Annotated in this window: 23 protein-coding genes, 1 tRNA gene and 1 pseudogene; 13 read left to right on the plus strand and 12 right to left on the minus strand. The window is 73.3% G+C overall.

The window, feature by feature from the left end; genetic code table 11:
* The first annotated feature begins 70 nt into the window (after nucleotides 1–70).
* On the plus strand, nucleotides 71–895 hold the full coding sequence (locus OG559_RS09335) for an SCO6745 family protein (RefSeq protein ID WP_405116512.1): 825 nt from the start codon (nucleotides 71–73) through the stop codon (nucleotides 893–895).
* A 135-nt stretch (nucleotides 896–1,030) separates the two neighbouring features.
* Entirely contained in the window at nucleotides 1,031–1,684 is a 654-nt protein-coding gene (locus tag OG559_RS09340) for an HAD family hydrolase (RefSeq protein WP_405114334.1), read from the plus strand.
* A gap of 29 nt (nucleotides 1,685–1,713) precedes the next feature.
* Here OG559_RS09340 and OG559_RS09345 read toward each other — a convergent pair whose 3' ends face one another.
* Nucleotides 1,714–2,439: a DUF981 family protein gene (locus tag OG559_RS09345; protein WP_405116514.1), complete on the minus strand. Its 726-nt coding sequence runs from the start codon at nucleotides 2,437–2,439 to the stop codon at nucleotides 1,714–1,716.
* Between the two features lie 290 nt (nucleotides 2,440–2,729).
* Here OG559_RS09345 and OG559_RS09350 point away from each other — a divergent pair, with 290 nt between their 5' ends.
* On the plus strand, nucleotides 2,730–3,737 hold the full coding sequence (locus tag OG559_RS09350; RefSeq protein ID WP_405114336.1) for an NADPH:quinone reductase: 1,008 nt from the start codon (nucleotides 2,730–2,732) through the stop codon (nucleotides 3,735–3,737).
* A 208-nt stretch (nucleotides 3,738–3,945) separates the two neighbouring features.
* Here the strand turns inward: OG559_RS09350 and OG559_RS09355 are convergent, their stop codons facing one another.
* Nucleotides 3,946–5,595 (minus strand): fatty acid--CoA ligase, encoded by a 1,650-nt coding sequence (locus tag OG559_RS09355; protein ID WP_405114338.1) that lies wholly within the window; start codon nucleotides 5,593–5,595, stop codon nucleotides 3,946–3,948.
* Nucleotides 5,596–5,651: 56 nt separating this feature from the next.
* Here OG559_RS09355 and OG559_RS09360 point away from each other — a divergent pair, with 56 nt between their 5' ends.
* Nucleotides 5,652–6,143, plus strand: a complete 492-nt coding sequence (locus OG559_RS09360) for an NUDIX domain-containing protein (protein WP_405114340.1) — start codon at nucleotides 5,652–5,654, stop codon at nucleotides 6,141–6,143.
* 76 nt (nucleotides 6,144–6,219) lie between these two features.
* Here the strand turns inward: OG559_RS09360 and OG559_RS09365 are convergent, their stop codons facing one another.
* Both OG559_RS09365 and OG559_RS09370 read right to left on the minus strand, forming a co-directional pair.
* Nucleotides 6,220–7,896 carry an MDR family MFS transporter gene (locus tag OG559_RS09365; protein ID WP_405114342.1) on the minus strand — a complete coding sequence of 559 codons (1,677 nt, stop codon included), beginning with the start codon at nucleotides 7,894–7,896 and terminating at the stop codon, nucleotides 6,220–6,222.
* Between the two features lie 143 nt (nucleotides 7,897–8,039).
* Nucleotides 8,040–8,591, minus strand: a complete 552-nt coding sequence (locus tag OG559_RS09370) for a type 1 glutamine amidotransferase domain-containing protein (protein WP_405114344.1) — start codon at nucleotides 8,589–8,591, stop codon at nucleotides 8,040–8,042.
* Nucleotides 8,592–8,745: 154 nt separating this feature from the next.
* On the opposite strand from OG559_RS09370, the gene rfaE2 reads away from it, so the two are divergent.
* On the plus strand, nucleotides 8,746–10,665 hold the full coding sequence (rfaE2, locus tag OG559_RS09375) for a D-glycero-beta-D-manno-heptose 1-phosphate adenylyltransferase (RefSeq protein WP_405114347.1): 1,920 nt from the start codon (nucleotides 8,746–8,748) through the stop codon (nucleotides 10,663–10,665).
* Nucleotides 10,662–11,540 carry a glycosyltransferase family 2 protein gene (locus OG559_RS09380; RefSeq protein WP_405114349.1) on the plus strand — a complete coding sequence of 293 codons (879 nt, stop codon included), beginning with the start codon at nucleotides 10,662–10,664 and terminating at the stop codon, nucleotides 11,538–11,540. Before rfaE2 ends, OG559_RS09380 begins: the two co-directional genes overlap by 4 nt.
* Before the next feature lie 16 nt (nucleotides 11,541–11,556).
* On the opposite strand, the gene OG559_RS09385 is transcribed toward OG559_RS09380, so the two are convergent.
* The 3 genes from OG559_RS09385 to OG559_RS09395 are packed head-to-tail and all read right to left on the minus strand — an operon-like array spanning nucleotide 11,557 to nucleotide 13,745.
* Complete coding sequence (locus tag OG559_RS09385) at nucleotides 11,557–12,660, minus strand: glycosyltransferase family 9 protein (protein WP_405114351.1); 1,104 nt, start codon at nucleotides 12,658–12,660, stop codon at nucleotides 11,557–11,559.
* A 6-nt stretch (nucleotides 12,661–12,666) separates the two neighbouring features.
* Nucleotides 12,667–13,242 (minus strand): Hsp20/alpha crystallin family protein, encoded by a 576-nt coding sequence (locus OG559_RS09390; protein WP_405114353.1) that lies wholly within the window; start codon nucleotides 13,240–13,242, stop codon nucleotides 12,667–12,669.
* Nucleotides 13,239–13,745, minus strand: coding sequence for a DUF2231 domain-containing protein (locus OG559_RS09395; protein ID WP_405114356.1), 507 nt, complete (start codon nucleotides 13,743–13,745; stop codon nucleotides 13,239–13,241). Before OG559_RS09395 ends, OG559_RS09390 begins: the two co-directional genes overlap by 4 nt.
* A gap of 165 nt (nucleotides 13,746–13,910) precedes the next feature.
* Here OG559_RS09395 and OG559_RS09400 point away from each other — a divergent pair, with 165 nt between their 5' ends.
* The 4 genes from OG559_RS09400 (at nucleotide 13,911) to OG559_RS09415 (ending at nucleotide 17,159) form a co-directional block, all read left to right on the plus strand.
* Nucleotides 13,911–14,528 (plus strand): pyridoxamine 5'-phosphate oxidase family protein, encoded by a 618-nt coding sequence (locus OG559_RS09400; RefSeq protein WP_405114359.1) that lies wholly within the window; start codon nucleotides 13,911–13,913, stop codon nucleotides 14,526–14,528.
* Between the two features lie 72 nt (nucleotides 14,529–14,600).
* The gene (locus tag OG559_RS09405; protein ID WP_405114361.1) at nucleotides 14,601–15,269 is read left to right on the plus strand and encodes a winged helix-turn-helix domain-containing protein; all 669 of its coding nucleotides are present in this window, start codon (nucleotides 14,601–14,603) and stop codon (nucleotides 15,267–15,269) included.
* Nucleotides 15,259–16,632 (plus strand): MFS transporter, encoded by a 1,374-nt coding sequence (locus OG559_RS09410; RefSeq protein ID WP_405114363.1) that lies wholly within the window; start codon nucleotides 15,259–15,261, stop codon nucleotides 16,630–16,632. The genes OG559_RS09405 and OG559_RS09410 overlap by 11 nt, the downstream gene beginning before the upstream one ends.
* Nucleotides 16,633–16,673: 41 nt before the next feature.
* Entirely contained in the window at nucleotides 16,674–17,159 is a 486-nt protein-coding gene (locus tag OG559_RS09415) for a GNAT family N-acetyltransferase (protein WP_405114365.1), read from the plus strand.
* 1 nt (nucleotide 17,160) lies between these two features.
* Here the strand turns inward: OG559_RS09415 and OG559_RS09420 are convergent, their stop codons facing one another.
* Nucleotides 17,161–17,697 (minus strand): DUF4240 domain-containing protein, encoded by a 537-nt coding sequence (locus OG559_RS09420; protein ID WP_405116517.1) that lies wholly within the window; start codon nucleotides 17,695–17,697, stop codon nucleotides 17,161–17,163.
* 179 nt (nucleotides 17,698–17,876) lie between these two features.
* Here OG559_RS09420 and OG559_RS09425 point away from each other — a divergent pair.
* Nucleotides 17,877–18,326: pseudogene (locus OG559_RS09425) on the plus strand (SRPBCC family protein); the annotation flags it as partial.
* A gap of 239 nt (nucleotides 18,327–18,565) precedes the next feature.
* On the opposite strand, the gene OG559_RS09430 reads toward OG559_RS09425, so the two are convergent.
* A complete protein-coding gene (locus OG559_RS09430) occupies nucleotides 18,566–18,814 on the minus strand; it encodes a hypothetical protein (protein ID WP_405114367.1) in 249 nt (82 codons plus the stop codon).
* A gap of 196 nt (nucleotides 18,815–19,010) precedes the next feature.
* On the minus strand, nucleotides 19,011–19,880 hold the full coding sequence (locus OG559_RS09435; protein WP_405114369.1) for a hypothetical protein: 870 nt from the start codon (nucleotides 19,878–19,880) through the stop codon (nucleotides 19,011–19,013).
* Nucleotides 19,881–20,368: 488 nt separating this feature from the next.
* Between OG559_RS09435 and OG559_RS09440 the strand changes: the two genes are divergently transcribed.
* Complete coding sequence (locus OG559_RS09440) at nucleotides 20,369–20,923, plus strand: hypothetical protein (protein WP_405114371.1); 555 nt, start codon at nucleotides 20,369–20,371, stop codon at nucleotides 20,921–20,923.
* 160 nt (nucleotides 20,924–21,083) lie between these two features.
* Here OG559_RS09440 and OG559_RS09445 read toward each other — a convergent pair.
* Nucleotides 21,084–21,157 (minus strand) — tRNA-Thr (locus OG559_RS09445).
* Between the two features lie 4 nt (nucleotides 21,158–21,161).
* On the opposite strand from OG559_RS09445, the gene OG559_RS09450 reads away from it, so the two are divergent.
* Nucleotides 21,162–23,048, plus strand: coding sequence for a metallophosphoesterase family protein (locus OG559_RS09450; protein ID WP_405116520.1), 1,887 nt, complete (start codon nucleotides 21,162–21,164; stop codon nucleotides 23,046–23,048).
* Between the two features lie 6 nt (nucleotides 23,049–23,054).
* Here OG559_RS09450 and OG559_RS09455 read toward each other — a convergent pair whose 3' ends face one another.
* On the minus strand, nucleotides 23,055–23,891 hold the full coding sequence (locus OG559_RS09455; RefSeq protein ID WP_405114373.1) for a stage 0 sporulation family protein: 837 nt from the start codon (nucleotides 23,889–23,891) through the stop codon (nucleotides 23,055–23,057).
* Nucleotides 23,892–23,956: the final 65 nt, after the last annotated feature.

Raw genomic sequence — 23,956 nt, forward strand, 5'->3', positions numbered from 1 at the left:
CCGCGGTGATTCCCGATCCGACGCGGAGGTGCACGTGGCGGCGCTGGACGACCCGGGTCTCGCCCGGCTGATGTGGACACACTTCGAGCCGGTGCACGCGGTCACCTACTTCCATCCGCGCGCCCGTGCCGCCTACGAGGCGGTCGGGCTGCGCGGCTACTGGCGGGGCTACTTCGCCGGCCGGGCCGCCCCGCTGGGCGCCACCGAGGCGGCCCCGGTGGTCGCGGCGTTCTTCAGCTTCGCCCCGCACATGGTGACCCGGGCGCTGCCTGCGGTGTGGCGGCTGGCCACCCCGGAGGAGGCGCTGCGGGCCCGGCTCACCGGCGCGGTGCAGGCGCTGGCCGAGCTGACGTACGAGCTGCCGGAGGGGCACCTCGCCGAGACCGCCGGGTTGCTGGAGACGGCCGCCCGCGCGGCGCAGCCCGCCGGCCGGGTGCTGGGGGCCGCGAACGCCGCCCTGCCGGCGGCCGAGTACCCGCTGGCCCGGCTCTGGCAGGCGGCCACCACCCTGCGCGAACACCGGGGCGACGGGCACGTCGCCGCGCTGGTCGCGGCGGGCCTGGACCCGGTGGAGACGCTGGCCTGGAAGGTGGCGGACGGCATGACGCCGGTGAACCTGCTGGGCCGGGGCTGGTCCGAGGAGCAGTGGCGGGCGGCTGCCGGCCGGCTCGTCGAGCGGAACTGGCTGACGCCCGACGGCGAGCCGACCGGGCACGGCCGGGCCGCGTTCCAAGCCGTCGAGGACGCCACCGACCTGGCGGCCACCCACCCGTGGCGGGCGCTCGGCACGGACGGCACGGAGCGGCTGCGGGAGCTGCTCGAACCGATCGCCCGCGCCGGTCACACGATGATCCCGCCGAACAGCCCGATCGGCCTGCCCCCGCTGCCGGCCTGAGCCCGGCCCGCCGCCCCGCCCGGCCACCGCCGGGTCTGCCCCGTCTCCGGCCGGCTGTCCGTGGCGGGGCCGCCCCGGCTCGGGCCGGGAGCCTGTCCGTCGCGGAGCCACCCCGACTCGGGCAGGATGGGGGGCGTGGCTGATGCGGTGGTCTTCGACCTGGACGGCGTGATCGTGGACTCCGAGCCGGTCTGGGAGGAGGTCCGCCGGGCGTACGTGGCGACGCACGGCGGCAGTTGGCAGCCGGACACCCAGCGCCGGCTGATGGGGATGAGCACCGGCGAGTGGGCCCGGTACCTCAGCGGCGAGCTGGGCGTCGACCGGACGGCCGAGCAGGTCGCCGCCGAGGTGGTCGACGAGATGACCCGGCGGTACGCGGAGCGCGTACCGGTGATCGACGGGGCGGACCAGGTGGTGCGTCGGCTGGCGGCGCGGTGGCCGCTCGGGCTGGCCAGTTCCTCGCCGACCCGGCTGATCGCGGCGGCGCTGGCCGCGACGGGCCTGACCGACGCGTTCGGGGCGACGCTGTCGACCGAGGAGACCGCGCACGGCAAGCCCGCCCCCGACGTGTATCTGGCCGTCGCCGGGCGGCTCGGTGTCGACCCGGCCCGCTGCGTCGCGGTGGAGGACTCCTCCAACGGCGTACGGTCGGCCGCCGCCGCCGGGATGCGGGTGGTGGCGGTGCCGCACGGGGCGTACCCGTTGGACCCGGACGCCGAGCGGCTCGCGGCCGTGGTGCTGCCGGCCGTGGGCGACCTGACCCCGGATGTCGTCGCCGCCCTCGGCTGAGCGATCCGGGTCGGCCAGGATGCTTCCGGCTACTGGGTGTTGACGATCAGGCCGATGTGGGTGAAGTAGTTCAGCGCGCCGAAGAGCAGGAACACCAGCCCGGCCAGCCCCCAGGTGATGCCGACGACGAGCAGCAGCGGACGGGCCAGCCGTCGAATCGCGAACGGGAAGACCACGGCGCCGATTCCGACCAGCACGTAGAGCCCGGAGATGAAGGTCGCCTCCAACCACGGGTAGTCGGCGAACTCACCCGAGATCGGTTCCTCGGGCGGTGCCGCGAACAGGGTGTAGGTCCAGCCGGCGGCGGCGATGGCGAAGCAGGAGAGCCCGAGTGCGAACACGAACACGGAGCTCGGGCCGAGCAGTTGGCGGACCAGTTGGAGGCGGTGGCCGGGGTTCGCGGGTGGGTCGGCCGCGAGCATCGGGCCGCGTTTCCAGAACACCAGCGCCGCACCGAGCATGAGCACTCCGAAGGCCAGTGCCGGCTCGCCGAAGATGATGTTGTCGAAGGCGAAGCCGCCGCTGGCCAGGGGCCAGGTGAGCGTCATGTGCAGGCCGGTCAGGGCGAGGATGATGCCCGGGACGGCGAAGGCCATCGCCCAGCCGTCGGTGGCGACGTCCCGGCCCTGCACCAGCTGTCGGGCGAACATGACCACCAGGAGCAGGCCGACTCCGGCCGAGAGCGCCATGATCGTGTTGTAGGTGGGCATCTCCACCCAGTTGATCTTCAATCCGTCCTGCGCGAGCACGTTCATCACGCCCCCCAGAAACCTGTTCCGGTGACGGCCGCTCGATACGGCCGTTCCTCTTCCGCCCTTCCTGCCGGGCCGGGCAGCAGCACCGCTCTCAGAAAGTAACCGAGACTTATTCCGATTTTCCCGTTTCGCGGCATCTTGACCGTCGGGCGGCCCGGTGAAGCGGAGCCCGGCGCTGATCGACTAGATCCCCGGGCGAGCGCGGCCGACTGAGCCGTCGGGGGTGCGGGGGTGGCATGAAGGGTGGGTGGTCGGGTACGGAGTTGGCTTCCAAGGATTAGGGGGCGACGGTGAGGGCGGTCGTTTACGAGACCGGCGGTGACGCCTCGGTGCTGCGCCTGGTCGACCGGCCGGTGCCCGAGCCGGGGCCCGGCGAGGTCCTGGTCCGGGTGGCCGTCTCCGGGGTCAACCCGACCGACTGGAAGTCCCGCCGGCAGGGGCCGCCGGCCGGCTGGCAGACCCCCGGCCAGGACGGTGCCGGGGTCGTCGAGGCGGTCGGCGCGGGCGTGGACCGGAACCTGACCGGCGAGCGGGTGTGGATCTGGGAAGCCGCGTGGCAGCGGCCCTGGGGCACCGCCGCGGAGTACACGGTGGTGCCGGTCCGGCAGGCGGTTCCCCTCGGCGGCGCCCCCTTCGACCTCGGGGCGAGCCTGGGCATCCCGTTCCTCACCGCGCACCGCTGTCTGACGGCCGGGGAGTTCATGCCCGACGGGCTGCACGCCGGCGCGCTGGCCGACCACACGGTGCTGGTGCAGGGCGGGGCGGGCGCGGTCGGCAACGCGGCGATCCAGCTCGCCCGGTGGGCCGACGCCACGGTGATCACCACCGTGAGCAGCGCGGAGAAGGCGAACCTGGCGGCGGCGGCCGGGGCCTCATTCGTGATCAACTATCGCGAGCAGGACGTGGTCGAGGAGGTTCGCAAGATCGCCCCCGACGGGGTGCACACGATCGTCGAGGTCTCGGCCGCGAGGAACGCGGCGGCCGACGTCCAGTTGTTGCGCCAGGGCGGGGCGGTCTGCGTCTACGCCGACGACGGCGGGGACGAGGTGACCCTGCCGATCCGGCCGCTGATGGTGCCGAACGCCCGCTGGCAGTTCGTGCTGGTCTACACGGCCCCGACGGCGGCGAAGGCGCAGGCGGTCAACGACGTGGCGGCGGCGGTGGCGCAGGGCGGCGTACGGGTGGGCGCGGCGGCCGGCCTGCCGCTGCACCACCACCCGCTGGCCGACACGGCGGCGGCGCATCGGGCGGTGGAGCGCTCGGTGGTCGGCAAGGTGCTGGTCAGCACAGCCGACTGAGCGGCGTTCACCGGCTGTTTTCCCCGACGCCGGGACAGAGCCGAACAAGTTTCGCGACAATGACTGTGCGTAGCCGCACCGGGGAGAAACGGGACGGCCCGCATGAGACGGGCGGCCCCGGCGCGGTGCGAACGCCGGGGCCGCCCCCTGGGGAGGGATGTTTAGGAGTACGTCCCTGCCCCTTCAGGCGAAGATGCGCCTGAAAGCGTTACGGCGTTGTCAGCTCCCGGACACTCAGCCCGCCGTCGGCGTACCGGGAGCGCACCACCTTCTTGTCGAACTTTCCGACGCTGGTCTTCGGGACCGCGTCGATGAAGGACCACCGCTCCGGGAGCTGCCAGCGCGCCACCGACCTCGCGAGGAAGTCGCGCAGCTCCTCGGCGCTCACCTCGGTACCCTCGCGGACCACCACGGTGGCCAGCGGGCGCTCGTCCCAGCGCTCGTCGGGCACGCCCACCACGCAGGCCTCCAGCACGGCCGGGTGGGCCATCAGGGCGTTCTCCAGCTCCACCGAGGAGATCCACTCACCGCCGGACTTGATCACGTCCTTGGCCCGGTCGGTGAGCGTGATGAAGCCGTCGGGCGAGAGCGTGCCGACGTCGCCGGTGCGCAGCCAGCCGTCGCGGAACTTCTCCTCGTCCGGGGCGTCGTCCCCGACGTACCGGGAGGTCACCCACGGCCCGCGGACCTCCAGCTCACCGACGGAGGTCCCGTCGGCGGGCAGCGGCTCGCCCAGCGGGCCGACGATCCGCGCGGCGACCCCGGCCGGGACCCGGCCCTGGGTGTACCGGTAGCGCCAGGCGTCCTCGCCGGTCGCGCCGGCCGGCGGCCGGGCCACCGAGCCGAGCGGCGACGTCTCGGTCATCCCCCAGGCGTGGACCACGTCGATGTGGTGCCGGTCGGCGAACGCGTGCATCAGCGCGGGCGGGCACGCCGACCCGCCGACGATGACCTCCCTCAACGAGGAGATGTCCACGTCATGGGTGTCCAGGTAGGCCAGCAGGTCGTTCCAGATGGTCGGCACCGCGCCGGCCAGGGTGGGCCGCTCGGCGGCGATCATCTCGGCGATCGGGGCGGCCTGGAGGAACCGGTCCGGCATGATCAGCGACGCGCCGGAGAGGAACGCCGCGTACGGCAGGCCCCAGGACATCGCGTGGAACATCGGCACGATGGTCAGCTCGCGGTGCGTCGGCCCGAGGCCGAACCCCTCCGGCATGCAGACCTGCAGCGAGTGCAGGTAGATCGAGCGGTGCGAGTAGGCGACCCCCTTGGGGTTGCCGGTGGTGCCGGAGGTGTAGCAGAGGGCCGCGGCGTCGCGCTCGTCCACCTCCGGCCAGTCGTAGACCTCCGGCCTCCCGGCCAGCAGGGCGTCCCAGTGGTGTACGGCGATCCGGTCGCCCGCCGCCGCCACCAGCGGGGCGGGGTCGCCGCCGCCGACCACCACCACGTGCCGCACGGTGGCCAGCTCGCCGATGACCCGGGCCAGCAGCGGGATCAGCGTCGAGTCGACCAGCACCACCCGGTCCTGCGCGTGGTTGGCGATGTAGGTGACCTGGTCGGGGAAGAGCCGGATGTTGAGCGTGTGCAGCACCGCGCCCATGCTCGGCACGGCGAAGTACGCCACCAGGTGCTCGGCGTTGTTCCACATGAACGTGGCGACCCGCTCGTCGCCGGTCACCCCGCACTCGTCGCGCAGCGCGTGGGCCAGCCGGGCGGCCGTCCGCCCCACCTCGGCGTACGACATGCGGCGGGGCTCGGCGCCGGTCCAGGTGACCACCTCGGCCGTGCCGTGCACCGTCGCGCCGTGGTCGAGGATCCGGGCGACCTGAAGGGGAGCGTCCATCATCGTGCTACGCATGAGTAAGAAGCTAGTGTCGGCGGTCACACGTTGGGAACCCCCGTAGGGTTGTTCAGATGAGCATCTCCTGGGCCGACTCGTACGTGGGGCAGCTCCGCGCCCTGGCCGGTGACCGCACCCTGATGTTCGTCGGCGCCCGCGCGGTGGTCCGCGACAACGCCGGGCGGGTGCTGCTGATCAGGCGTTCCGACAACGGCCAGTGGGCGATGCCGGCCGGCGCGATGGAGCTGGGCGAGTCCATCGCCGACTGCGCGGTCCGCGAGGTGCGCGAGGAGACCGGGCTGCGCGCCCTACGGGTCAGCGCGTTCACCCTCTACACCGGCCCGGACCACATCAACACCAACATGTACGGCCACACCTACCAGATCTTCACGGTCGCGTTCCGGGTCGAGGACTGGGACGGCGACCTGACCCGGGTCACCGACGAGACGACCGACGCGGGATTCTTCCCGCGCGAGCGGCTCCCCACCCCGCTCTCCGTGTCGGTCACCGAGACCCTCGCCGACCTGGACGTCTTCGAGCAGACCAACCGGCTGATCCTCAAGTGAGCCCGGGAGTCACCCGGCTGATCCTCGCGTGAGCCCGGAGCCGGCCTACGCCTGACCCCGGGCGGCCCCGCCCGGGTCAGAGCATGGTCTGGCTCTTGGCCTCCATATCGGTGGCGGCCTCGTCCTTCGACTCCTTCGCCAACGGCCGGCCGCCGGGAGCGGGCGCCCTGCCGCCGAGCAGGTCGGCGCCGCCGGTGGCGCCCTGCGGACCGGCGCCGCGAAGCTGCTCGTTCGGCATCAGCAGGGTCAACAGCACCGCCAGCACGGCGATCAGCCCGGTGGTGAGGAAGACCAGGTGCAACGACTCGACGAACGCGCCCTGGACGGCGTCGCGGACCGGGCCGGGCAGCGCCAGGATCGTCGCCGGGTCGTTGATCGAGATACTCGTCCCGCCCTGGGCCGCCACCGCGGCCCGCTGGTCCGGCGGAAGCTGGGAGATCGCGCCCGGCAGCCGGTCGGCGAGCTGGCCGGTGAGCCGGGAGGACAGCACCGTCCCGAGGATCGCCACCCCGAACGAGCCGCCCAGCGACCGGAAGAAGGTCACCGACGACGTGCCCGCCCCCAGGTCCCGGATGTCCACCGCGTTCTGCACGGCGAGAATCAGCGACTGCATGCACAGGCCCAGCCCGACGCCGATCACCACCATGTAGCCGAAGGCCAGCCAGAGCGACGTGGCGACCTGGAGCCGGGTGAACAGCAGCATGCCGGCGAGCAGCGCCGCCGAGCCGGCCACCGGGAACCACTTGTACCGGCCGATCCGGCTCATCGCCCGGCCGGTCACGATCGAGGTGACGATGATGCCGGCCATCATCGGCAGCATCAGCAGACCGCTGCGGGTCGGCGACGCGCCCCTGACGATCTGGAGGTACAGCGGGATGAAGATGATCGACCCGAACATCACCAGGCCGATGACGAAGCCGGCACCGTTGGCCAGCGCGAACGTCCGGCTGCGGAACAGCCGCAGCGGCAGGATCGGCTCACCCACCCTGGCCTCCTGGACCAGGAACAGCACGGCCAGCACCGCCCCGGCCACGAACAGCCCGATGATCAGACCGGAGCCCCAGGCGTACGAGGTGCCGCCCCAGCTCAGCGCGAGCAGCACGCAGCTCACCCCGACGACCAGCAGCCCCGCGCCGAGCCAGTCGATCGTGTGTTCCCGCCGCTCGAACGGGATCAGCCGCAGGACGTGGTAGCAGACCACGATGGCCAGGATCGCCAGCGGCACGTTGATGTAGAAGATCCACCGCCAGTTCGTCTCGGCGAAGTAGCCGCCGACCAGCGGCCCGGCCACCGAGGAGATGCCGAACACCGCCCCGAACAGGCCCTGGTAGCGGCCCCGCTCCCGGGGCGACACCACGTCCGAGATGATGGTGAACGCCAGCGTCATCAGGCCGCCCGCGCCGAGGCCCTGCACCCCACGGGTCACGATGAGCTCGGTCATGTCCCGCGACAGCCCGGCGAGTAGCGAGCCCAGCAGGAACGTGCCGATCGAGAAGAGGAAGACCGGGCGGCGCCCGTACAGGTCGGCCATCTTGCCGTACAGCGGGGTGGAGGCCGTGGACGCGAGCAGGTACGCGGTGACCACCCAGGAGTAGTGCTCGATCCCGCCCAGCTCGCCGACGATGGTGGGCAGCGCCGTGCCGACGATCGTCTGGTCCAGCGCGGCGAGCAGCATGCCGGTCATCAGGCCGAACATGAGCAGGCGGAGCTGGCGGGCGGTCAGCGTCGGGCGGGTGTTGGCTTCGCTGGTCACCCCGCCTTCTATCCCGTACGGCGAGGATCATGCCTGGTGCCGAGGTTCCTTCGACGCCCGCGCCACGACGGGCGGGCTCCCGGCCTCGACGGCGGCCGACCGGCGTCAGCGCCGGCCGACCGGCGTCGACGGCCGTCCCGACGTCAGTGGCGGCCCTCGGCGAACTCCTCCACGATCTTGGCGCAGAACGCCGGGAGGTCATCCGGCTTGCGGCTGCTGACCAGGCCGTTGTCCGTGACCACCTGCTCGTCGACCCAGTTCGCGCCCGCGTTGGTCAGGTCGGTGCGCAGGCTCGGCCAGGAGGTGATCCGGCGGCCCCGGACCACGTCCGCCTCGACCAGCGTCCACGGGCCGTGGCAGATCACCCCGACCGGCTTGCCGGCCTCGAAGAACGCCTTCACGAACCGCACCGCGTCCGGGTCGGTGCGCAGGAAGTCCGGGTTCGCCACCCCACCCGGCAGCACCAGGGCGTCGTAGCCGCCGGCGTCCGCGTCCGCCGCGGTCACGTCCACGTCGTACGTCCTGCCGTGGTCGAGGTGGTTGAAGGACTGGATCCGGCCGGGCTTCAGCGAGACCAACTCGGCCGTGGCCCCGGCCTTCTCGACCGCCTCGCGCGGCTGCGTGTACTCGACCTCCTCGACGCCGTCGGCGGCCAGGAAGGCGATCCGCTTGCCCTGCAGTGTCGTCGCTGCCATCTCGTGCATCTCCTCTCCGGGGGTACCTCTGGACGTTCCCGGGCCCGGATGCCCGAAACCCGGCCCCGAGGTGACCCGCTCCACGCCCCGGCCGGCCCCGGCGGGCGGGGTCGGCCCAGGTTTGACCCGGCACCCCATGGGGACCCCGACGGGCATGGCAGGAGCAGCAGCGGAAGAGCGCCGGCTCGCCACCGTCGTGGAGAGCTGGCTGGGCCGCCCCGTGCTGGTGATCGGCGACGCCATGCTCGACGAGTGGCGGTTCGCGGACTCCGACCGGCTCTGCCGGGAGGCGCCCGCCCCGGTCCTCAGCCTGCGCCGGCGCATCTCGGCGGCCGGCGGCGCGGCGAACACCGCCGTCAACGTGGCCGCCCTCGGCGGGCGGGCGGTGCTGGTCGCCCCGGTCGGCGCGGACGCCGCCGGGGACGAACTGCACGACTGTCTGGACCGGGCCGGCGTCTGGGACCGGACCGTCAACCAGCCCGGCCGGTCCACCCCGGTGAAACGGCGGATGCTCGCCGGCAACCAGATCCTGCTGCGCGAGGACTCCGGAGACCCGGACGACGTGCTCGAACAGGACGGCGTGGCCCGGCTGCTCACGGCGCTGGAATGCGCCACCGAGGAGCTGCGGGCCGCCGCCGGCGGCGAGGTGCCCACCCTGGTGGTCTGCGACTACGGGCTGGGCTCGCTGCCCGCGCCCGTGCGCGCCTGGCTGGTCGCCGCCCGGGACCGGTACGCCACGGTCGCGCTCGACGCGCACGACCTCGCCGACTGGCGGGGCCTCGCGCCCACCGTGGTCACCCCGAGCTTCGCCGAGGCCACCCGGCTGCTCGCCCGGGCCGCCGCCCGGTCCGACACCCACCTGCACCTGGACCACCACTCCGGGGCCGACCCGGCGGACGGGCCGTCGGAGCTGAGCGTGGGCTCGGCGCCGGGCCGCCCCACCCCGGCCGGAAACACCGCCGCCGACGAGCCCGGCGGCGACCCCGGCGGCGACTCCGGCAGCGACTCCGGCAGCGACTCCGGCAGCGGCTCCGCCGACGGGGTGAGGCCGGCGTCCCGGCTGCCGCTCGGCCGGCCGACGGGTCCGACCGGCGAGCCGACGCCCGGCGAGGACCGGGTGGCGATGACCGGCGACGGGCTCAGCGTCACCGGCACGGGCGTGACCGTGAACGCCGAGGCCGGCGACGGGGTGGACCGGGCGGTGCTGGCCGAGTCCCGCCTCGCGGAGTTGCGCGCGCACACCGGCGCGGACGTGGTCGCGGTCACCCTGGACACCGAGGGTGCCGTGGTCGGCGGCGCGGACGGCGCGCCCCGGCGCAGCCACAGCACCCCGGTCCCGGCCAGCCATGCGGTCGGCGCGGGGGACGTGTACCTGGCCGCGATGACGCTGGCCCTGGCCGCCGACGCGCCGCTGCCGACCGCCGCGCAGCTCGCCCAGCTCGCCGCCACCATCACCGTGTCGGACACCGGCACCTGCGTGTGCCGGCGCGAGGACCTGCTCGACGCGCTCGACGTCCCGGCCGGCGACCCCGGGCACCCGGTGCTGGTCGCCCCGGACGAGTTGGCGGACATCGTGGCCGCGCACCGGGACGCGGGTCGGTCGGTGGTGTTCACCAACGGCTGCTTCGACGTGCTGCACCCCGGGCACGTGCGTTATCTGCAGCAGGCCCGGGCCCTCGGCGACCTGCTGCTGGTCGCGGTCAACTCCGACGGCAGCGTGCGCCGGCTGAAGGGGCCGGACCGGCCGGTCAACCCGGTGGAGGACCGGGTGACGCTGCTCGCCGCGCTGTCCTGCGTGGACCACGTGGTGGTCTTCGAGGAGGACTCCCCGGCGGCCCTGATCGAGACCGTCCGCCCCGACGTCTACGTCAAGGGCGGCGACTACCCGCCGGAGATGGTGCCGGAGGCGCCGCTGGTGCGCCGGCTCGGCGGCCAGGTCCGCACCCTCGGGTACGTGCCGGACCGCTCCACCTCGGCGATCATCGAGCGCATCCGGGCCCAGGCGACGGGCGCGCCGGCCACCGGGCACCGGTCCGACGGCCCGGGGCAGACCTTGACCGGCAGGCCGGCGTGAACCGTCCGCTCGACCCCGGCGACGCCGGGGAGTTCCGCCGCGAGCGGCAGCTCGACGTGCTGATCCCGACCCGCAACCGCCCGGCCGAGCTGGCGGTCACCCTCTCCGGGCTGGCCACCCAGGAGGGCGTGCCCGAGTTCGGGGTGGTGGTCAGTGACCAGTCCGACGGCGACCCCGCGTACGCCCACCCGGCGGCGGCCACCATGGTGCGGGCGCTGCGCCACCGGGGCCACCCGGTGCTGCTGACCCGGCGGCTGCCCAGGCGCGGGCTGGCCGAACACCGGGCGTACCTGCTGGACCGGTCGGCGGCCCGGTACGTGCTCTGCCTCGACGACGACGTCTGGCTGGAGCCGGGAACCCTGCACCGGCTGGTCACCGCGATCGGCGAGCTGGGCTGCGGCTTCGTCGGCAACGCCGTGCACGGACTGTCGTACGTCGACGACGTGCGCCCGGAGACCCACGGGCACTACGAGGAGTGGGTGGGCCGGCCGGTGCCGGAGCGGGTCCGCCCGGGCACGCCGCAGTGGCAGCGGGCCTCGATCCATCCGGCGGCGAACCTGCTGCACGTCACGCAGCGGCTGAACCTGCCGCCGGGGGCCTGGCGGGCGTACAAGGTCTCCTGGATCGGCGGGTGCGTGCTCTACGACCGGGCGGCGCTGGTCGACTCGGGCGGCTTCGAGTTCTGGCGGCGGATGCCGGAGAAGCACCAGGGCGAGGACGTGGCCGCCCAGCTCGCCGTGCTGGAGCGGCACGGCGGCGCGGGCGTCCTGCCCAGCGGGGCGTACCACCTGGAGTCGCCGACCACCGTCACCGAGCGGGACGTGGAGGCGTGGGAGGTCGTCCTCGCCGACTCGGACACCCCGCAGCCCGCCTGACGGGCGTCGCCCGCGCTCACGCCAGCAGCTCGCGGGAGGCCTCGACGACCTCCACGACCGGGACGTCCGTGACGAACGAGTCGCGGTGCGGGCAGTCGCCGTGCCCGGGGCGGTGCGGGTAGATCCCCGGGGTGCAGTCGACACCGCAGACCGGGCAGCGCACCGTCCAGGAGGCGATCGGGCGGTGCCGGGCGCGCAGCGGGTGCCCGCTGTTGATCAGGTTGCCGACCCAGTAGATCCCGACCGTGGCGGTGCCGACCGCGGCAGCCAGGTGCAGCGGGCCGGTGTCGTTGGACACCAGCAGGGCGCAGCCGGCGTAGCAGGCGGCCAGCCCGCCGAGGCCGAGCGTGCCGACGAGCGGGCGCAGGGGCACCCCGGCCGCCGCGACCACCCGGTCCACCAGCTCCCGCTCGGCGGGAGTGCCGGTGACCAGCACCTCGTACCCGTCGCCGGCCAGGACGCGGGCCACCTCGGCGAACCGCTCGGCCGGCCAGCGCCGCCGGGTGTCGGTGGCCCCGGGGTGCAGTGCCACCCGGGGCCTGGTCGCCGCGCCGAGCACCCCGTCGGCCTCGGCCCGGTCGGCGTCGGTGACCGCCAGCGTCGGGACGAGCGTGGTGGCGGGCGCCCCGACCAGGGCGGCCACCTCCAGGTAGCGCAGCACCTCGTGCTGGTAGTAGACGTACCGGGTCCAGCGGTCCAGCGGCGGGGCGTCCTCGGCCCGCAGCCCGGCGGTGACCCGGGCACCCAGGCCGGCGACGATCGGGTTGGAGTTGCCGCCGCCGCCGTGCAGTTGCAGCGCCAGGTCGAAGCGCTCGGCGCGGGCCGAGGCCAGGAAGTCGTCCATCGACGACTCCGGCTCGCCGGGTTCGGGGGCGCGGATGCCGGGCGCGGGCGGGACCACCAGCACGCGGTCCACCGGGCCGGGCCGGTCGCGCCAGAGCTTCGCGTGCCACGGCGCGCCGAGCAGCACGATCTCCGCCCCCGGGTACGCGGCGCGCAGCGCCTCCAGCGCGGGCAGGACGAAGATGAGGTCGCCGAGCGCGTTGGCGCGCAGCGCGGCGATCCGCGCGACGTCGGGCACGCGCTCGCCCACCGGGCCGAGTGGGGACGGGGTGACCACGACCCGCTACGGCCGGTCGATCTCGTCGGCGGCCCGGTCCGGGTGGTGCAGTTCCCGACCGGGGGCCAGGTCCGGGTGGTGCAGTTCCCGGTCGGCCGCCGGGTCGACCGGATGGCCGGTAACCGTGCCGGCGCCCCGGTAGCCGGTGCGGCCGACGGTGATGGTGCGCGGCGCGGGCCGGACCGCCCTGGGCAGCCGGACCCGGAGCAGCCCGTGGTCCATCACCGCGTCGATCCGGTCGGGGTCCACCCGGGACGGCAGGTCGACCCGGTACTCGAAGCCCCGGGTCTGAAAGCCGCCCGGGATGCCCTGGTCGGCGTTGACCTCGGCTTCGGAGCGGGCCCGGACGCAGAGCTCCCGGTCGTCCAGCTCGACGGCCACCTCCTCGGGGGCGACGCCGGGCAGCCGGACCACGGCCTCCCAGCCCTCGGCGGTCTCGGTCAGCTCCACCTCGGGCGGGCCGGGCCGGGTGCCGCCGACCAGCCGGCTCAGCTCGGCGCGCAGGGACTGGAGTTCCCCCATCGGGTCCCAGCTCGGCTGCCGGCCGCGCCAGCCCCGGCCGCCTGCGGACTGTTCGCTCATCGCACGTCTCCGATCGAATGGGTGGCCGCCCGTGATCGCAGCGAGCTGGGGGCGTCCAGGTTGGCGTCCCGGTCGACGCCGACGCCGAGCCGGTCGACCAGCTCGCCGCCGAGCCACGCGCTGCCGCCGAGGATGGCCAACGCGACCACCTCGATGGCGATGAGCGCGCCGCCGGCCGTCCGGGAGTCGGCGTTGAGCCGGACGACCCAGACGGCGGCGAAGAGCAGGATGACCGCGACGTTCGCGGCGGCGTGGCTGAGGCCCACCCGCTTCGCGCGGGTGCCGGTGGGGATGGCGAGCAGGTCGAACGCGCCGGCCACCGCCGCCAGCAGGCCGCCGATCAGGCCGACCGTGATGTTCCAGTAGGCCACCTCGCCGAGGAATCGCGGGCCGCCGGCGGTGTCGATCACGTCGAAGATCACCGCGGTGACCAGCAGTCCGACCGGGAACGTGATCAGCATCGGGTGCACGGGGTGCCCGAGCACCTTGAGTCGGCTTTCCACTGGCGGCCTCCGTTGGTGTGTTGCGGGGCGTTGGCCGGCGCCGCATCCAGGACACCGTTGGACAGATCTCCGGCCAGACGCGCCCGGCTAGGCTGGGGCGACAGGTGGCCGGGCACCGGCGCCGCACGCCGCCACCACCGAGGTCAACGGTCGGGGGAGGAAGACGTGACGGTGGAGATCACCTCGCACGAGGAACTGCGCGAGCTGCTGGGGACGCCGAACGCGCGGGCGGCGGCCAAGGAGCGGACCGTCCTGCACGAGCGGGACCGGCAGTGGCTGGCCGCCTCGCCGTTCTGCCTGGTCGCCACGGCGGGCGCGGACGGCACCTGCGACGTCTCGCCGAAGGGCGACCCGCCCGGCTTCGCCCTGGTGCTGGACGACACGACGATCGCCGTGCCCGAGCGGCCGGGCAACCGGCGGGCGGACGGTTACCGCAACATCCTCGACAACCCGCACGTCGGGCTGCTCTTCCTGATCCCCGGCCGGACCGACACGCTGCGGATCAACGGCCGGGCCCGGCTGGTGCGCGACGCGCCGTTCTTCGACGACATGGTGGTCGAGGGGCACCGGCCGATCCTGGCGATCGTGGTGGAGATCGAGCAGATCTTCTACCACTGCGCCAAGGCGTTCCTCCGCTCGGAGCTGTGGCGGCCGGAGAGCTGGCAGCCGGACGCGCTGCCGTCCCGGGCCCGGCTGGTCAAGGAGGTCGAGGCCCCGGGAGAGAGCCTGGCCGACCTGGAGCGCCACTACGGCCCGGAGTACGCGAAGAAGATCTATTCCTGATCGCGGCGGTCGTCCCGCCCGCCTACGCGCGGACCATTGCTAAAGCTATCTTTCTAAAGATAGCTTTAGCGTATGACGTTGCCTCGGGTGAAGCTCTCCGACCCGGTCGCCCTGCGTGGCTACGCCCACCCGCTGCGGATGGCCCTCATCGGGCTGCTGCGGCGGGAGGGCCCGATGACCGCCACCCGGGCCGCCGAGCGGCTCGGCGAGAACGTTCCCAACTGCTCCTTCCACCTGCGCCAGCTCGCCAAGTACGGGCTCGCCGAGCGGGCCCCCGCCGGCGACGCCCGGGAACGCCCCTGGCGGGCCACGGCGCTCGTCACCTCCTGGGACGACTCCTCCGACGACCCGCAGATGCGCGCGGCCACGGACACGCTGAACGCCACCCAGCTCGCCCTGTACGCCCGGCAGGCCGAGGAGTTCCTCGCCCGGCGGGCCGACGAGCCCACGCGGTGGCGGGCGGTCACCGGCTTCAGCGACACGTCGCTGTACGTCACCGCCGACGAGCTGGCCGCGCTGACCGAGCGGATGGACGCCCTGCTCGCCGAGTACGACGGCCGGACCGCCGACCCGTCCTCGCGGCCGGCCGACGCGCGCCGGGTCGCGCTCGTACAGCTCGCGCTCCTCGACGCGTCGGCCCCGCCGGACGGCGACCCGGCCCCGAGCGACGGCGGCGCGACCCAAGGCGACAGCGACACGGCCCAAGGCGACGGCGGCGCGGCGGTGCCCGATGAGCGGTGAGCCGACCGCCGCGCTGGAGGCCGCCCCGCCGGAAGCCGCCGCACGAGACGCCGTACCGCCCCCGGACGCCGCCGCGCCGGCCCCTCCCGTTCGGCGCGGGCGGCTGCCCCGGCTGCTGCGCGAGCCGACCTTCCGGCGGTACTGGTCGGCGCAGACCGTCTCGTACTTCGGCGACGAGATCTCCACCCTCGCCCTGCCCCTGCTGGCCGTGCTCGGGGCCGGCGCCGGCCCGGCCGAGATGGGTTACCTGACCGCCGCCGCCCTCGCCCCGAACCTGCTCTTCTCGCTGCTCGCCGGGGCCTGGGTCGACCGGTTGCCGCACAAGCGCCGGCTGATGATCCTCGCCGATCTCGGTCGCGCCCTGCTGCTGGCCGTCGTGCCGGTGCTGTACCTGTTCGACCTGCTGGCCCTGCCGCAGCTCTACCTGATCGCCTTCGCCACGGGCACCCTCGCCGTGCTCTTCGAGGTGGCCCGCGCGCCGCTCTTCGTGTCGCTGGTACGCCGGCCCGACTATGTGGCCGCGAACACCCTCATCTCGGGCAGCCGGGCGATGTCCCTGGTCGCCGGCCCGAGCGTCGGCGGCGTGCTGGTGCAGGTGCTCACCGCCCCGATCGCGCTGCTCGCCGACGCCGCGTCGTACCTCGTGTCCGCGTACTTCCTGGGGCAGATCCGGCCGACGGAGCCGGCGCCGGCCCGGGGCGGCGGGCTCGGCATCGCCGACGGGCTGCGGTTCCTGGCGCGGGCACCGGCGATGCGGTCCATCCTGCTCGGCACCACCACCCTCAACCTCTTCAACTTCATGTTCTCGGCGCTCTTCGTGCTCTACGCCGTCCGGGAGCTCGGCCTCTCCCCCGGCCTGCTCGGGGCGGTGCTGGGCGCGGGCGCGGTGGGCGGGCTCTTCGGCGCCGCGGTCACCGGCCGGCTGACCCGCCGGTTCGGGATCGGGCCGACGATGGTGGCGAGCTTCGTGGCCTTCCCCGCCCCGCTGCTGCTCGTCCCGTTGGCCGACGGGCCGACGCCGGTGGTGCTCGGCATGCTCTTCGCCGCCGAGTTCGGCGCCGGCGTCGGCGTGATGATGCTCGACATCACCACCAGCTCGATGCAGACCGCGCTCACCCCCGACGCGCTGCTGTCCCGCACCATGGGTGCCCGGCGCACGGTCAACTACGGGATCCGACCGATCGGCGCGCTGCTCGGCGGGGCGCTGGGCGCCACCATCGGCGTCCGGCCGGCGCTGTGGATCGCCACCGCCGGTGCGCTGCTCGGCCTGTTCTGGGTGCTCCTCTCCCCCGTGCGCGGCATGCGGGAGCTGCCCGCCCAGCCGGAGGAGGCGGGCACCCGGCGTGACCGGCCGGCGCGATAACCGGTCGTCGCCGGCCTGCGACGCTGCTAGCGTCACCGCCCGTGCTGATCCGCGAGTTCGTCGAGGGCGACTGGCCACAGGTGTGGGAGATCGTCGGCGCGGTCGTCCGGGCCGAGGAGACCTTCCCGTACGACCCGACGATGACCGCCGGGCAGGCGTACGAAATGTGGGTGGAGCGCCCGCCCGGCCTGACCGTCGTGGCGGTCGAGGGCGACCGGGTCCTCGGCACGGCCAAGATGGGCACCAACCGACCCGGTCCCGGGTCGCACGTCTCCACGGCCAGCTTCATGGTCGCGGCGGACGCCCGGGGGCGCGGGGTGGGCACCGCGCTGTGCCGGCACGCGCTGGGCTGGGCCCACGAGCGCGGGTACGCCGGGATGCAGTTCAACGCGGTGGTCGAGACCAACCGCACGGCGGTGGAGCTGTACCGGCGGCACGGCTTCGAGGTGGTCGGCACGGTGCCGGGCGCGTTCGCCCACCCGGGCCTGGGTCGGGTGGGCCTGCACGTGATGTACCGCGCGTTCTGAGCTAGCCGCGCCAGCCCTCCGGGTTGCTGAACGACTCCCGGGAGATGCCCGACCCGGTGCGCGGCCACTCGCCGAACAGCTTGTCGTGCAGGTGGGCGAACAGGTAGCAGATGCTCTCGCAACTGCCGTCCAGGACGGCCAGGGCGGGGTTGACGCGCACCGCCTCGTAGAACTCCTGCCCGAGGGCGACGATGTGGCCCCGGCAGTAGAGGAAGCCGTCGTCGGAGCCGTCGGTAACCGCGTGGATGTCCGCGCGGTCGACGTCGTGCAGCTTGCGCTCCATCACCCGGTCGAGGGCGGTCAACTCCTCGCTGGACAACTCGGCGCCGAGGGAACGGAGGTTGTCCAGGAACGGGGCGAACGAGGCGTCCAGGGCGTACACGTCGACGTCGCCTGCGTCCGGGTCGCGCTCGACGAGGGCGCGGCGCAGCGCCCGGGCCTCGGGGCCCAACGGCTCCCACGCGGACTCCACCAGGGCCCAGAACCGGGCCTCGTCGTCGGCGCTCGGCAGCAGCTTCACGGGATTGTCTGAAGGCATGGTCACGGGCGGGATGCTAGCCAGCCCGACCGACACGTTCCGCCGCCGGCCGACGGTGGATATGACGGCCATCTCGGACGGACGTGGTTGAGACGACCGGCCTCGGGTACGGATTCGGTGGACGTGAGCACGTTTCCAGCGCGCGAGAGCGCGGAACACCACAACCCGAAGGAGTGTCGATGACCACCAGGGTCGAGAAGTCCGTCGAGGTGAACGTCCCGATCCGCACCGCGTACAACCAGTGGACGCAGTTCGAGGAGTTCCCCATGTTCATGGGCGGCGTCAGGGAGGTGCGCCAGCTCGACGACAGGCGCATGCACTGGGTCGCCGAGATCGCCGGCGTCCAGCGCGAGTGGGACGCGAAGGTGCTGGAGCAGGTGCCGGACCGCAAGGTCGCCTGGGCCGCCACCGAGGGGTTCACCAACGCCGGTGCCGTCCACTTCCAGCCGGTCGACACGAATCGCACGATGGTCCGGCTGTTCCTCGAGTACGAGCCGGAGGGCTTCGTCGAGAAGACCGGCGAACGGCTGCACCTCGTCGAGCGCCAGGCCGAGTCCGACCTGGAGAGGTTCAAGACGTACATCGAGAGCCGGGGCGTCGAGACCGGCGGCTGGCGAGGAACGATCGACGAGGGTCGCCGACTCGGCACGCCCGGCGTCGAGTACGCCGCCGGCACCCGGGGCGACAGCGGCAGGGTCGACGGGTCCGACCGGGACACCGATGTCGGTGCGACCGTGCCGGCCACCACCCCGTACCCGACCGGCGCCGACCCCGACGGTGTCCACCGGCCGCTCTGACCGGCTCCCGCACGACGAAGGCCCGGGTCCCCGCGACCCGGGCCGGTCACGTCGAGGGGCCGCCACGCGCACTACCGGCGGCTATCCAGCAGCCTGGCCACGGTGGCCGGCGAGTAGACCCGGCCCCGGGCGATCACCGCCACCACCAGCGGTGCGAGTACGGCGACCAGGCCGAGGACGGCGGTCTGCTGATTCGCGGACAGCGGCAGGCCGAAGGCGACCAGCAGGCTGATCACGGCCGTACCGGCGGCAATGATCCCGCCGACGGTGAACAACGGCTCGGTGGCGGTCGAGGTGGGGACGGGGGCGGGGGTGGACATGCGGGCCTCCTCTGTTGATCGGTCACTCGCGTCACGCAGGCCGCGATGCGCCGCGTGTCGTCGGTGGTGCCGACCTGCGCGGTCGTACCGTCGGGTCGCTGTGGCTCGGGGGGCCACTCCCCGCCATCGCCCCGCGGTCCCTGCCCGCCCGGCGTGCCCGGTCGGGCGGGACGAGAGTCGACAGGTCCACCCGCCGTCAGGTGGACAGCCTGGCGGTCAGCTCGTCGACGACCTGCTGGGCGATGTCCGGCGGCACCGCCGCCGCGATGGCCTCCGGGGTCAACCCGGCTGTCTTCAATGCCTCGGAGAGCCGTTGCGGGGACAGCCCGGCGAGCACCCCGGCGATGATGGCCGGCTCGTCGACCAGGTCGGCGCCGACCTTGGCCGCTGTGCTGCGTGTGGTGCTCAGCACCTCGTTGAGGACGCCGAGGGTGCTCATGTCCTTGGGGATGCCCCCGCCGACGTACTGCCATGGGATCGCCCGTAGCTGCGTCGCGATGCCCTCGTCGGTCAGCGCGGCCTTGAGGTGGCCGAGGAACTCTGCGCGGTCCATGTGATCCTCCAGGATGCCGATGCCGGTCAGGTAGCGGCGGAACAGCGGGGTCTGGTCCCGGCCCGCCTTGGTGGAGTCGCGGAAGAAGCTGAAGTGGGTGTGCCACAGGTGGGAGTTGTCGCCGGTGGTGCGCTTGCCGAGCCGGTCCCACCGCCGGACGACCTTGCCGTCCGCGGAGTAGATGATCTCCCTGATGTCCCGCGTGTCGGCCGCGCCGGCCGCGCACTGCTGCACGCACCAGACCGAGAACGAGCGCAGGTCGTGGGTGAGGCCGCCCGACCGTACGGTGAAGGAGCCGACGTCCAGGCCGGAGGCGTCCAGGGTCAGCCCCGACTGGTCCCGGGGGGACTCCACGACCGAGTAGTCGTTGGTCACGACCCGGTCGGAGCCGCAGTGGTAACCCCCGCGGTGGGCCGAGTCGCCGACGATGCCGACGGCGGCCGGGTTCAGGTCCTTGAGGCACGACAGCAACAGGGTCCGAACGTTCAGGAGATTCGTCGGGGCCCGGGTCATGGGGCCCTCCTTCCGTGGGGGAAGGCCGAGCACAACGATCACTCCGAGTAAGAATCCGGAGGTGCGGGACACGCCCGGCCAAAGGTGCACATCGTCGGGCTGATGAGCCCAGGGTAATCAGGCAACAACGCCTCTACCAGCGGAAACGTCCACTCTTCGGATAGTGATAGTTGTCGAAGGGGGCTTTCGCACGGACGGGCCCCGGGACACGGGAGCCCCACAACGAACACGAGAAGTCACTTCCTGATGGCGGGGGCGGGTCACGTCCACCGGGCGGAGGCAACCCGTGGGGCCGGCAGCTCAACAGGTCGGCCCGCACCATAAGAGCGATGTGCGGCGTCGCCGGCACCGCCACCGGACAGCGGTCGACCCACGGGTCCGGACCGACCGGCGCGTGCTGTCACGATGAACGAGCCTCAAGGTGTCCAATAAGGACGGAGGGGCTCGGGCCCCTCGTCCACTTCCCCCTGCCGTGAGGATCCCCACCGGTGGCTGTACTGGATGTGCACTTCCTCGCTGTACACGAGCCGTACGAGGCACCGGAGCATCCGGTACCGATCAACGCGACCATCGTCCACGCACGGACGCTGCTGCACCCCGCCGTCACGCAACCCGACGGCGCGCTGATGTACCGATGCCTGACCGAGTTTCCCGACCGCGAGCCAGGCTGCGTGGTGCCGCTGTCGACCCTGACGTACGAGCTGGACGGGGGCGCGGGCTGGAGCCTGGTCGGCGACTGGGCGTCGGTCGTTGACGACATCGTGTGGCTCAGCCAGCAGCGAAAGTGTGACGCGATGCCGCTCGGCCTGCCGCCCCTGGCCGCCACCCTCCTCAGTCACGGACCCGCCACCAAGCACACGGTCCACTACATCGACGCACCCTCGGAAATCGTCGGCCCGGCCGAGCGGCGGCGCGAACTTGCCCAGTTGACCGCTGCCGTCCGCCAATACGTCGCGCGGGGCCCGTTCTGGCCGGGGGACGACCTGGTGCATCCGCCCCGCGAGCCCGCCGCCCTGCCGTACAAACCGCACTCGCCCAACTGACCGTGACACCCCCGTCTCCCCCGATTCGAGGGAGGCGGGGCCGCAGTCGCAGCAAGGGCCGGACACCCGCAGGTCGAAGACGCTGTCGTCTCCCGGGCACCCCCGGCGGACAGCAGAAAGGCCCTGGTCAGAGTTACTGACCAGGGCCTTTCTCCTACCGAGCCGCCTGACGGAATCGAACCGTCGACCTACGCATTACGAGTGCGTCGCTCTAGCCGACTGAGCTAAGGCGGCAACGATCACCGAGTGTACGGCACATCCGGGCGGTGGACCCAGTCGGATCCCCTCCGCACCGGCGGGTGCGGAGGGCCGGCCGGGGGATGCCCGCACCCGACAGCGCGGCGGCCCGGACGGGACTACGCTGCCCCGGGTGACCGACGATCGCACCCCCGTCGACGGCCAGGACGACGTCGACCGCCCGGACGACGAGAGCGCCGACGCCGGGGCGGCGCGTCGGCCGCGCGGCATCGACCCGCTGGAGCTGGGCTTCACCCCGCGCAAGCCGGTGCCCTGGCTCGCGCCGCTCCTGCTGATCAGCACCGGCCTGCGTACGCTGCTGGCGATGCTGTTCGGGGCGTACCTGGACAAGCGGGAGCTGCAGAACGCGTTCGGCGACGGGATCTTCCGCCAGGTCGGGCCGGACGGCGGGCTGTGGCTGGACTACGTGGCCGACCTGGGCGACGGCTTCAACGCCACATACTCGGTGGCGTACCTGCTCGCCCAGCCGGAGCTGGAGGTCGACGGGCACCGGCTACCCCGGGCGCGGACCCTGGTGATGGGCGGCGACCAGGTCTACCCGTCGGCGTCCTACGCCGCCTACGAGGACCGCTGCAAGGGGCCGTACCAGGCCGCGCTGCCCGGCACGCCGCCCGAGCGCCCCACCCTGTTCGCGGTGCCCGGCAACCACGACTGGTACGACGGGCTGACCGCGTTCCTGCGGCTGTTCGTCCGTTCCCGGGACCGGCACTTCGGCGGCTGGGGAACCGGGCAGTCCCGCTCGTACTTCGCCGTGGAACTGCCCGCCGACTGGTGGCTGCTCGGCCTCGACGACCAGTCCGGCTCGTACCTGGACGACCCGCAGCTCACCTACTTCGACGCGGTCGCCCGCAAGCTGGGACCGCAGAGCCTGGTGATCATCGCCGTGCCGGCGCCGACCTGGGTCAAGGCCGTCGACCACCCCACGGCGTACGACTCGATCGACTACTTCGTCCGCACCATCGTCGCGCCGACCGGGGCGCGGGTGCGGCTGCTCGTCTCCGGCGACCTGCACCACTACGCCCGGTACGCCGGCCCGGACCGGCAACTGATCACCTGCGGCAGCGGCGGGGCCTACCTGTACCCCACCCACCACCTGCCCGAGCGGATCGAGGTGCCGCCGCGCGACACCCTGGCCCGGCGGGCCAGCCGCACCCGCGCGTACGACCTGGTGGCCCGCTACCCCGACCGGGCCCGCTCCCGGCGGTACGGCTGGGGGGTCTTCGGCCGGCTGCCGCTGCGCAACCCGGGCTTCAGCACGCTGCTCGGCACCCTGCACACGCTGCTCATGCTGGCCATGGCCGGGGTGGCGGCGAACCGGGCCGGCGGCACCGAGCAGCGGCTGTTCAGCGTCCCGCTGGTGGCGATGTTGGTGGTGACGATGCTCGGGGCGGCGGTCTTCGCGAAGCCGCCCAGCGCGGGCGGGAAGCGGCACGTACGGCACTGGCTGCTCGGGGTGGGGCACGGGCTGGCCCACGTGGCGCTGGCCGCCGCCGGCACCTGGGCGTGGCTGGCGCTGCCCTTCTACCACTGGTCCTGGCCGCTGCCGGCCGCCGCCGCCGCGGTGGTCTACGGTCCGGTGATCGGGTTCCTGGCCGCCGAGCTGGTGGCGGCGTACCTGCTGGTCGCGGGCGCGTTCGGGGTGAACCTGAACGAGCTCTTCGCCGGCCAGGGCATCGAGGACTCCAAGGCGTTCCTGCGGATGCGCATCGACCCGGACGGCACGCTGACCATCTACCCGATCGCCGTGGACCGGGTCGCCCGCGACTGGAAACTGAACCCCGACACCTCCCCCACCGCCTCCTGGCTGGCCCCCAAATCCCCCCTCGCTCCCCGCCTGGCCGAGCCCCCAATAACCCTCCGCCCCTAACCCGGGTCAGGGGGTGTAGTGCTGGTCGTGGGCCTGGCGGGGGGCACAGACCGACGCCCGGCTGCACGAGCAGCGGGAGCCGTCGGCGTCCAGGCGCACGGTGACCGAGTCCTTCGGGACGCTGTGTCCTACCACTCGGCCATCACCCTCGGGCGTCGTGACTCGGCTGCCGATTGTCGGAGCAGATTCGGCAAAACGGGCGTACAGCGGATGCTCGTACTTCAGGCAGCACATCAGCCGGCCGCAGGCGCCGGAGATCCGCAGCGGGTTCAGCGGCAGGTCCTGGTCCTTGGCCATCCGGATGGTGACCGGCTCGAAGTCGGTGAGGAAGGTGGCGCAGCACAGGTCCCGGCCGCAGGAGCCGATGCCGCCCTGCACCCGGGCGGAGTCCCGGGCGGAGAGCTGGCGCAGCTCGACCCGGCAGTGCAGGGTCGCCCCGAGGTCGCGGACCAGGGAGCGGAAGTCGACCCGGTGCGGGGCGGTGAAGTAGATCGTGGTGCGGTCGCCGGCGCCGTCGGCGCCGAGGACGTGGTCGACGGCAACCACCTTCATCGGCAGGCCGTGCTCGCGGATCAGCCGCTTCGCGGCCACCTTCGCCTCGGCCTTGCGCCGCCGCAGCAGCTCGTCGCGGCGCAGGTCGTCGTCCCCGGCGAGCCCGGCCAGCTTGGGGAAGGCGTCGGTGTCCTCGCCGACCCACTGCGCGGCCCAGACGCACTCCCCAACCTCGGGACCGTCGTCGGTGGGCACCAGCACCCGGTCGCCGACCTGCGGGCGGAACTCGCCCGGGTCGAGGTAGTAGAGCCGCCCGTACCGGTTGAAGCTGACCGCGCAGAGCATGCCCATGCCCTCACCCTACGACGGTTGACCGCCACCACCCACCCCGCCGGTCGCCATCCGGTCACTCGACG

Source organism: Micromonospora sp. NBC_01405 (assembly GCF_045040155.1).
In the GTDB taxonomy this organism is placed as follows: Bacteria; Actinomycetota; Actinomycetes; order Mycobacteriales; family Micromonosporaceae; genus Micromonospora.

What these genes read in the sequence shown, in the direction of transcription:
- rfaE2 (WP_405114347.1), top strand. Translation starts at nt 8,746, where the DNA reads ATGGCAGGAGCAGCAGCGGAAGAGCGCCGGCTCGCCACCGTCGTGGAG.
- OG559_RS09435 (WP_405114369.1), bottom strand. Translation starts at nt 19,880, where the DNA reads ATGACCCGGGCCCCGACGAATCTCCTGAACGTTCGGACCCTGTTGCTG.
- OG559_RS09405 (WP_405114361.1), top strand. Translation starts at nt 14,601, where the DNA reads ATGACGTTGCCTCGGGTGAAGCTCTCCGACCCGGTCGCCCTGCGTGGC.
- OG559_RS09420 (WP_405116517.1), bottom strand. Translation starts at nt 17,697, where the DNA reads ATGCCTTCAGACAATCCCGTGAAGCTGCTGCCGAGCGCCGACGACGAG.
- OG559_RS09455 (WP_405114373.1), bottom strand. Translation starts at nt 23,891, where the DNA reads ATGGGCATGCTCTGCGCGGTCAGCTTCAACCGGTACGGGCGGCTCTAC.
- OG559_RS09355 (WP_405114338.1), bottom strand. Translation starts at nt 5,595, where the DNA reads ATGCGTAGCACGATGATGGACGCTCCCCTTCAGGTCGCCCGGATCCTC.
- OG559_RS09390 (WP_405114353.1), bottom strand. Translation starts at nt 13,242, where the DNA reads ATGAGCGAACAGTCCGCAGGCGGCCGGGGCTGGCGCGGCCGGCAGCCG.
- OG559_RS09335 (WP_405116512.1), top strand. Translation starts at nt 71, where the DNA reads ATGTGGACACACTTCGAGCCGGTGCACGCGGTCACCTACTTCCATCCG.
- OG559_RS09430 (WP_405114367.1), bottom strand. Translation starts at nt 18,814, where the DNA reads ATGTCCACCCCCGCCCCCGTCCCCACCTCGACCGCCACCGAGCCGTTG.
- OG559_RS09410 (WP_405114363.1), top strand. Translation starts at nt 15,259, where the DNA reads ATGAGCGGTGAGCCGACCGCCGCGCTGGAGGCCGCCCCGCCGGAAGCC.
- OG559_RS09360 (WP_405114340.1), top strand. Translation starts at nt 5,652, where the DNA reads ATGAGCATCTCCTGGGCCGACTCGTACGTGGGGCAGCTCCGCGCCCTG.
- OG559_RS09370 (WP_405114344.1), bottom strand. Translation starts at nt 8,591, where the DNA reads ATGGCAGCGACGACACTGCAGGGCAAGCGGATCGCCTTCCTGGCCGCC.
- OG559_RS09345 (WP_405116514.1), bottom strand. Translation starts at nt 2,439, where the DNA reads ATGAACGTGCTCGCGCAGGACGGATTGAAGATCAACTGGGTGGAGATG.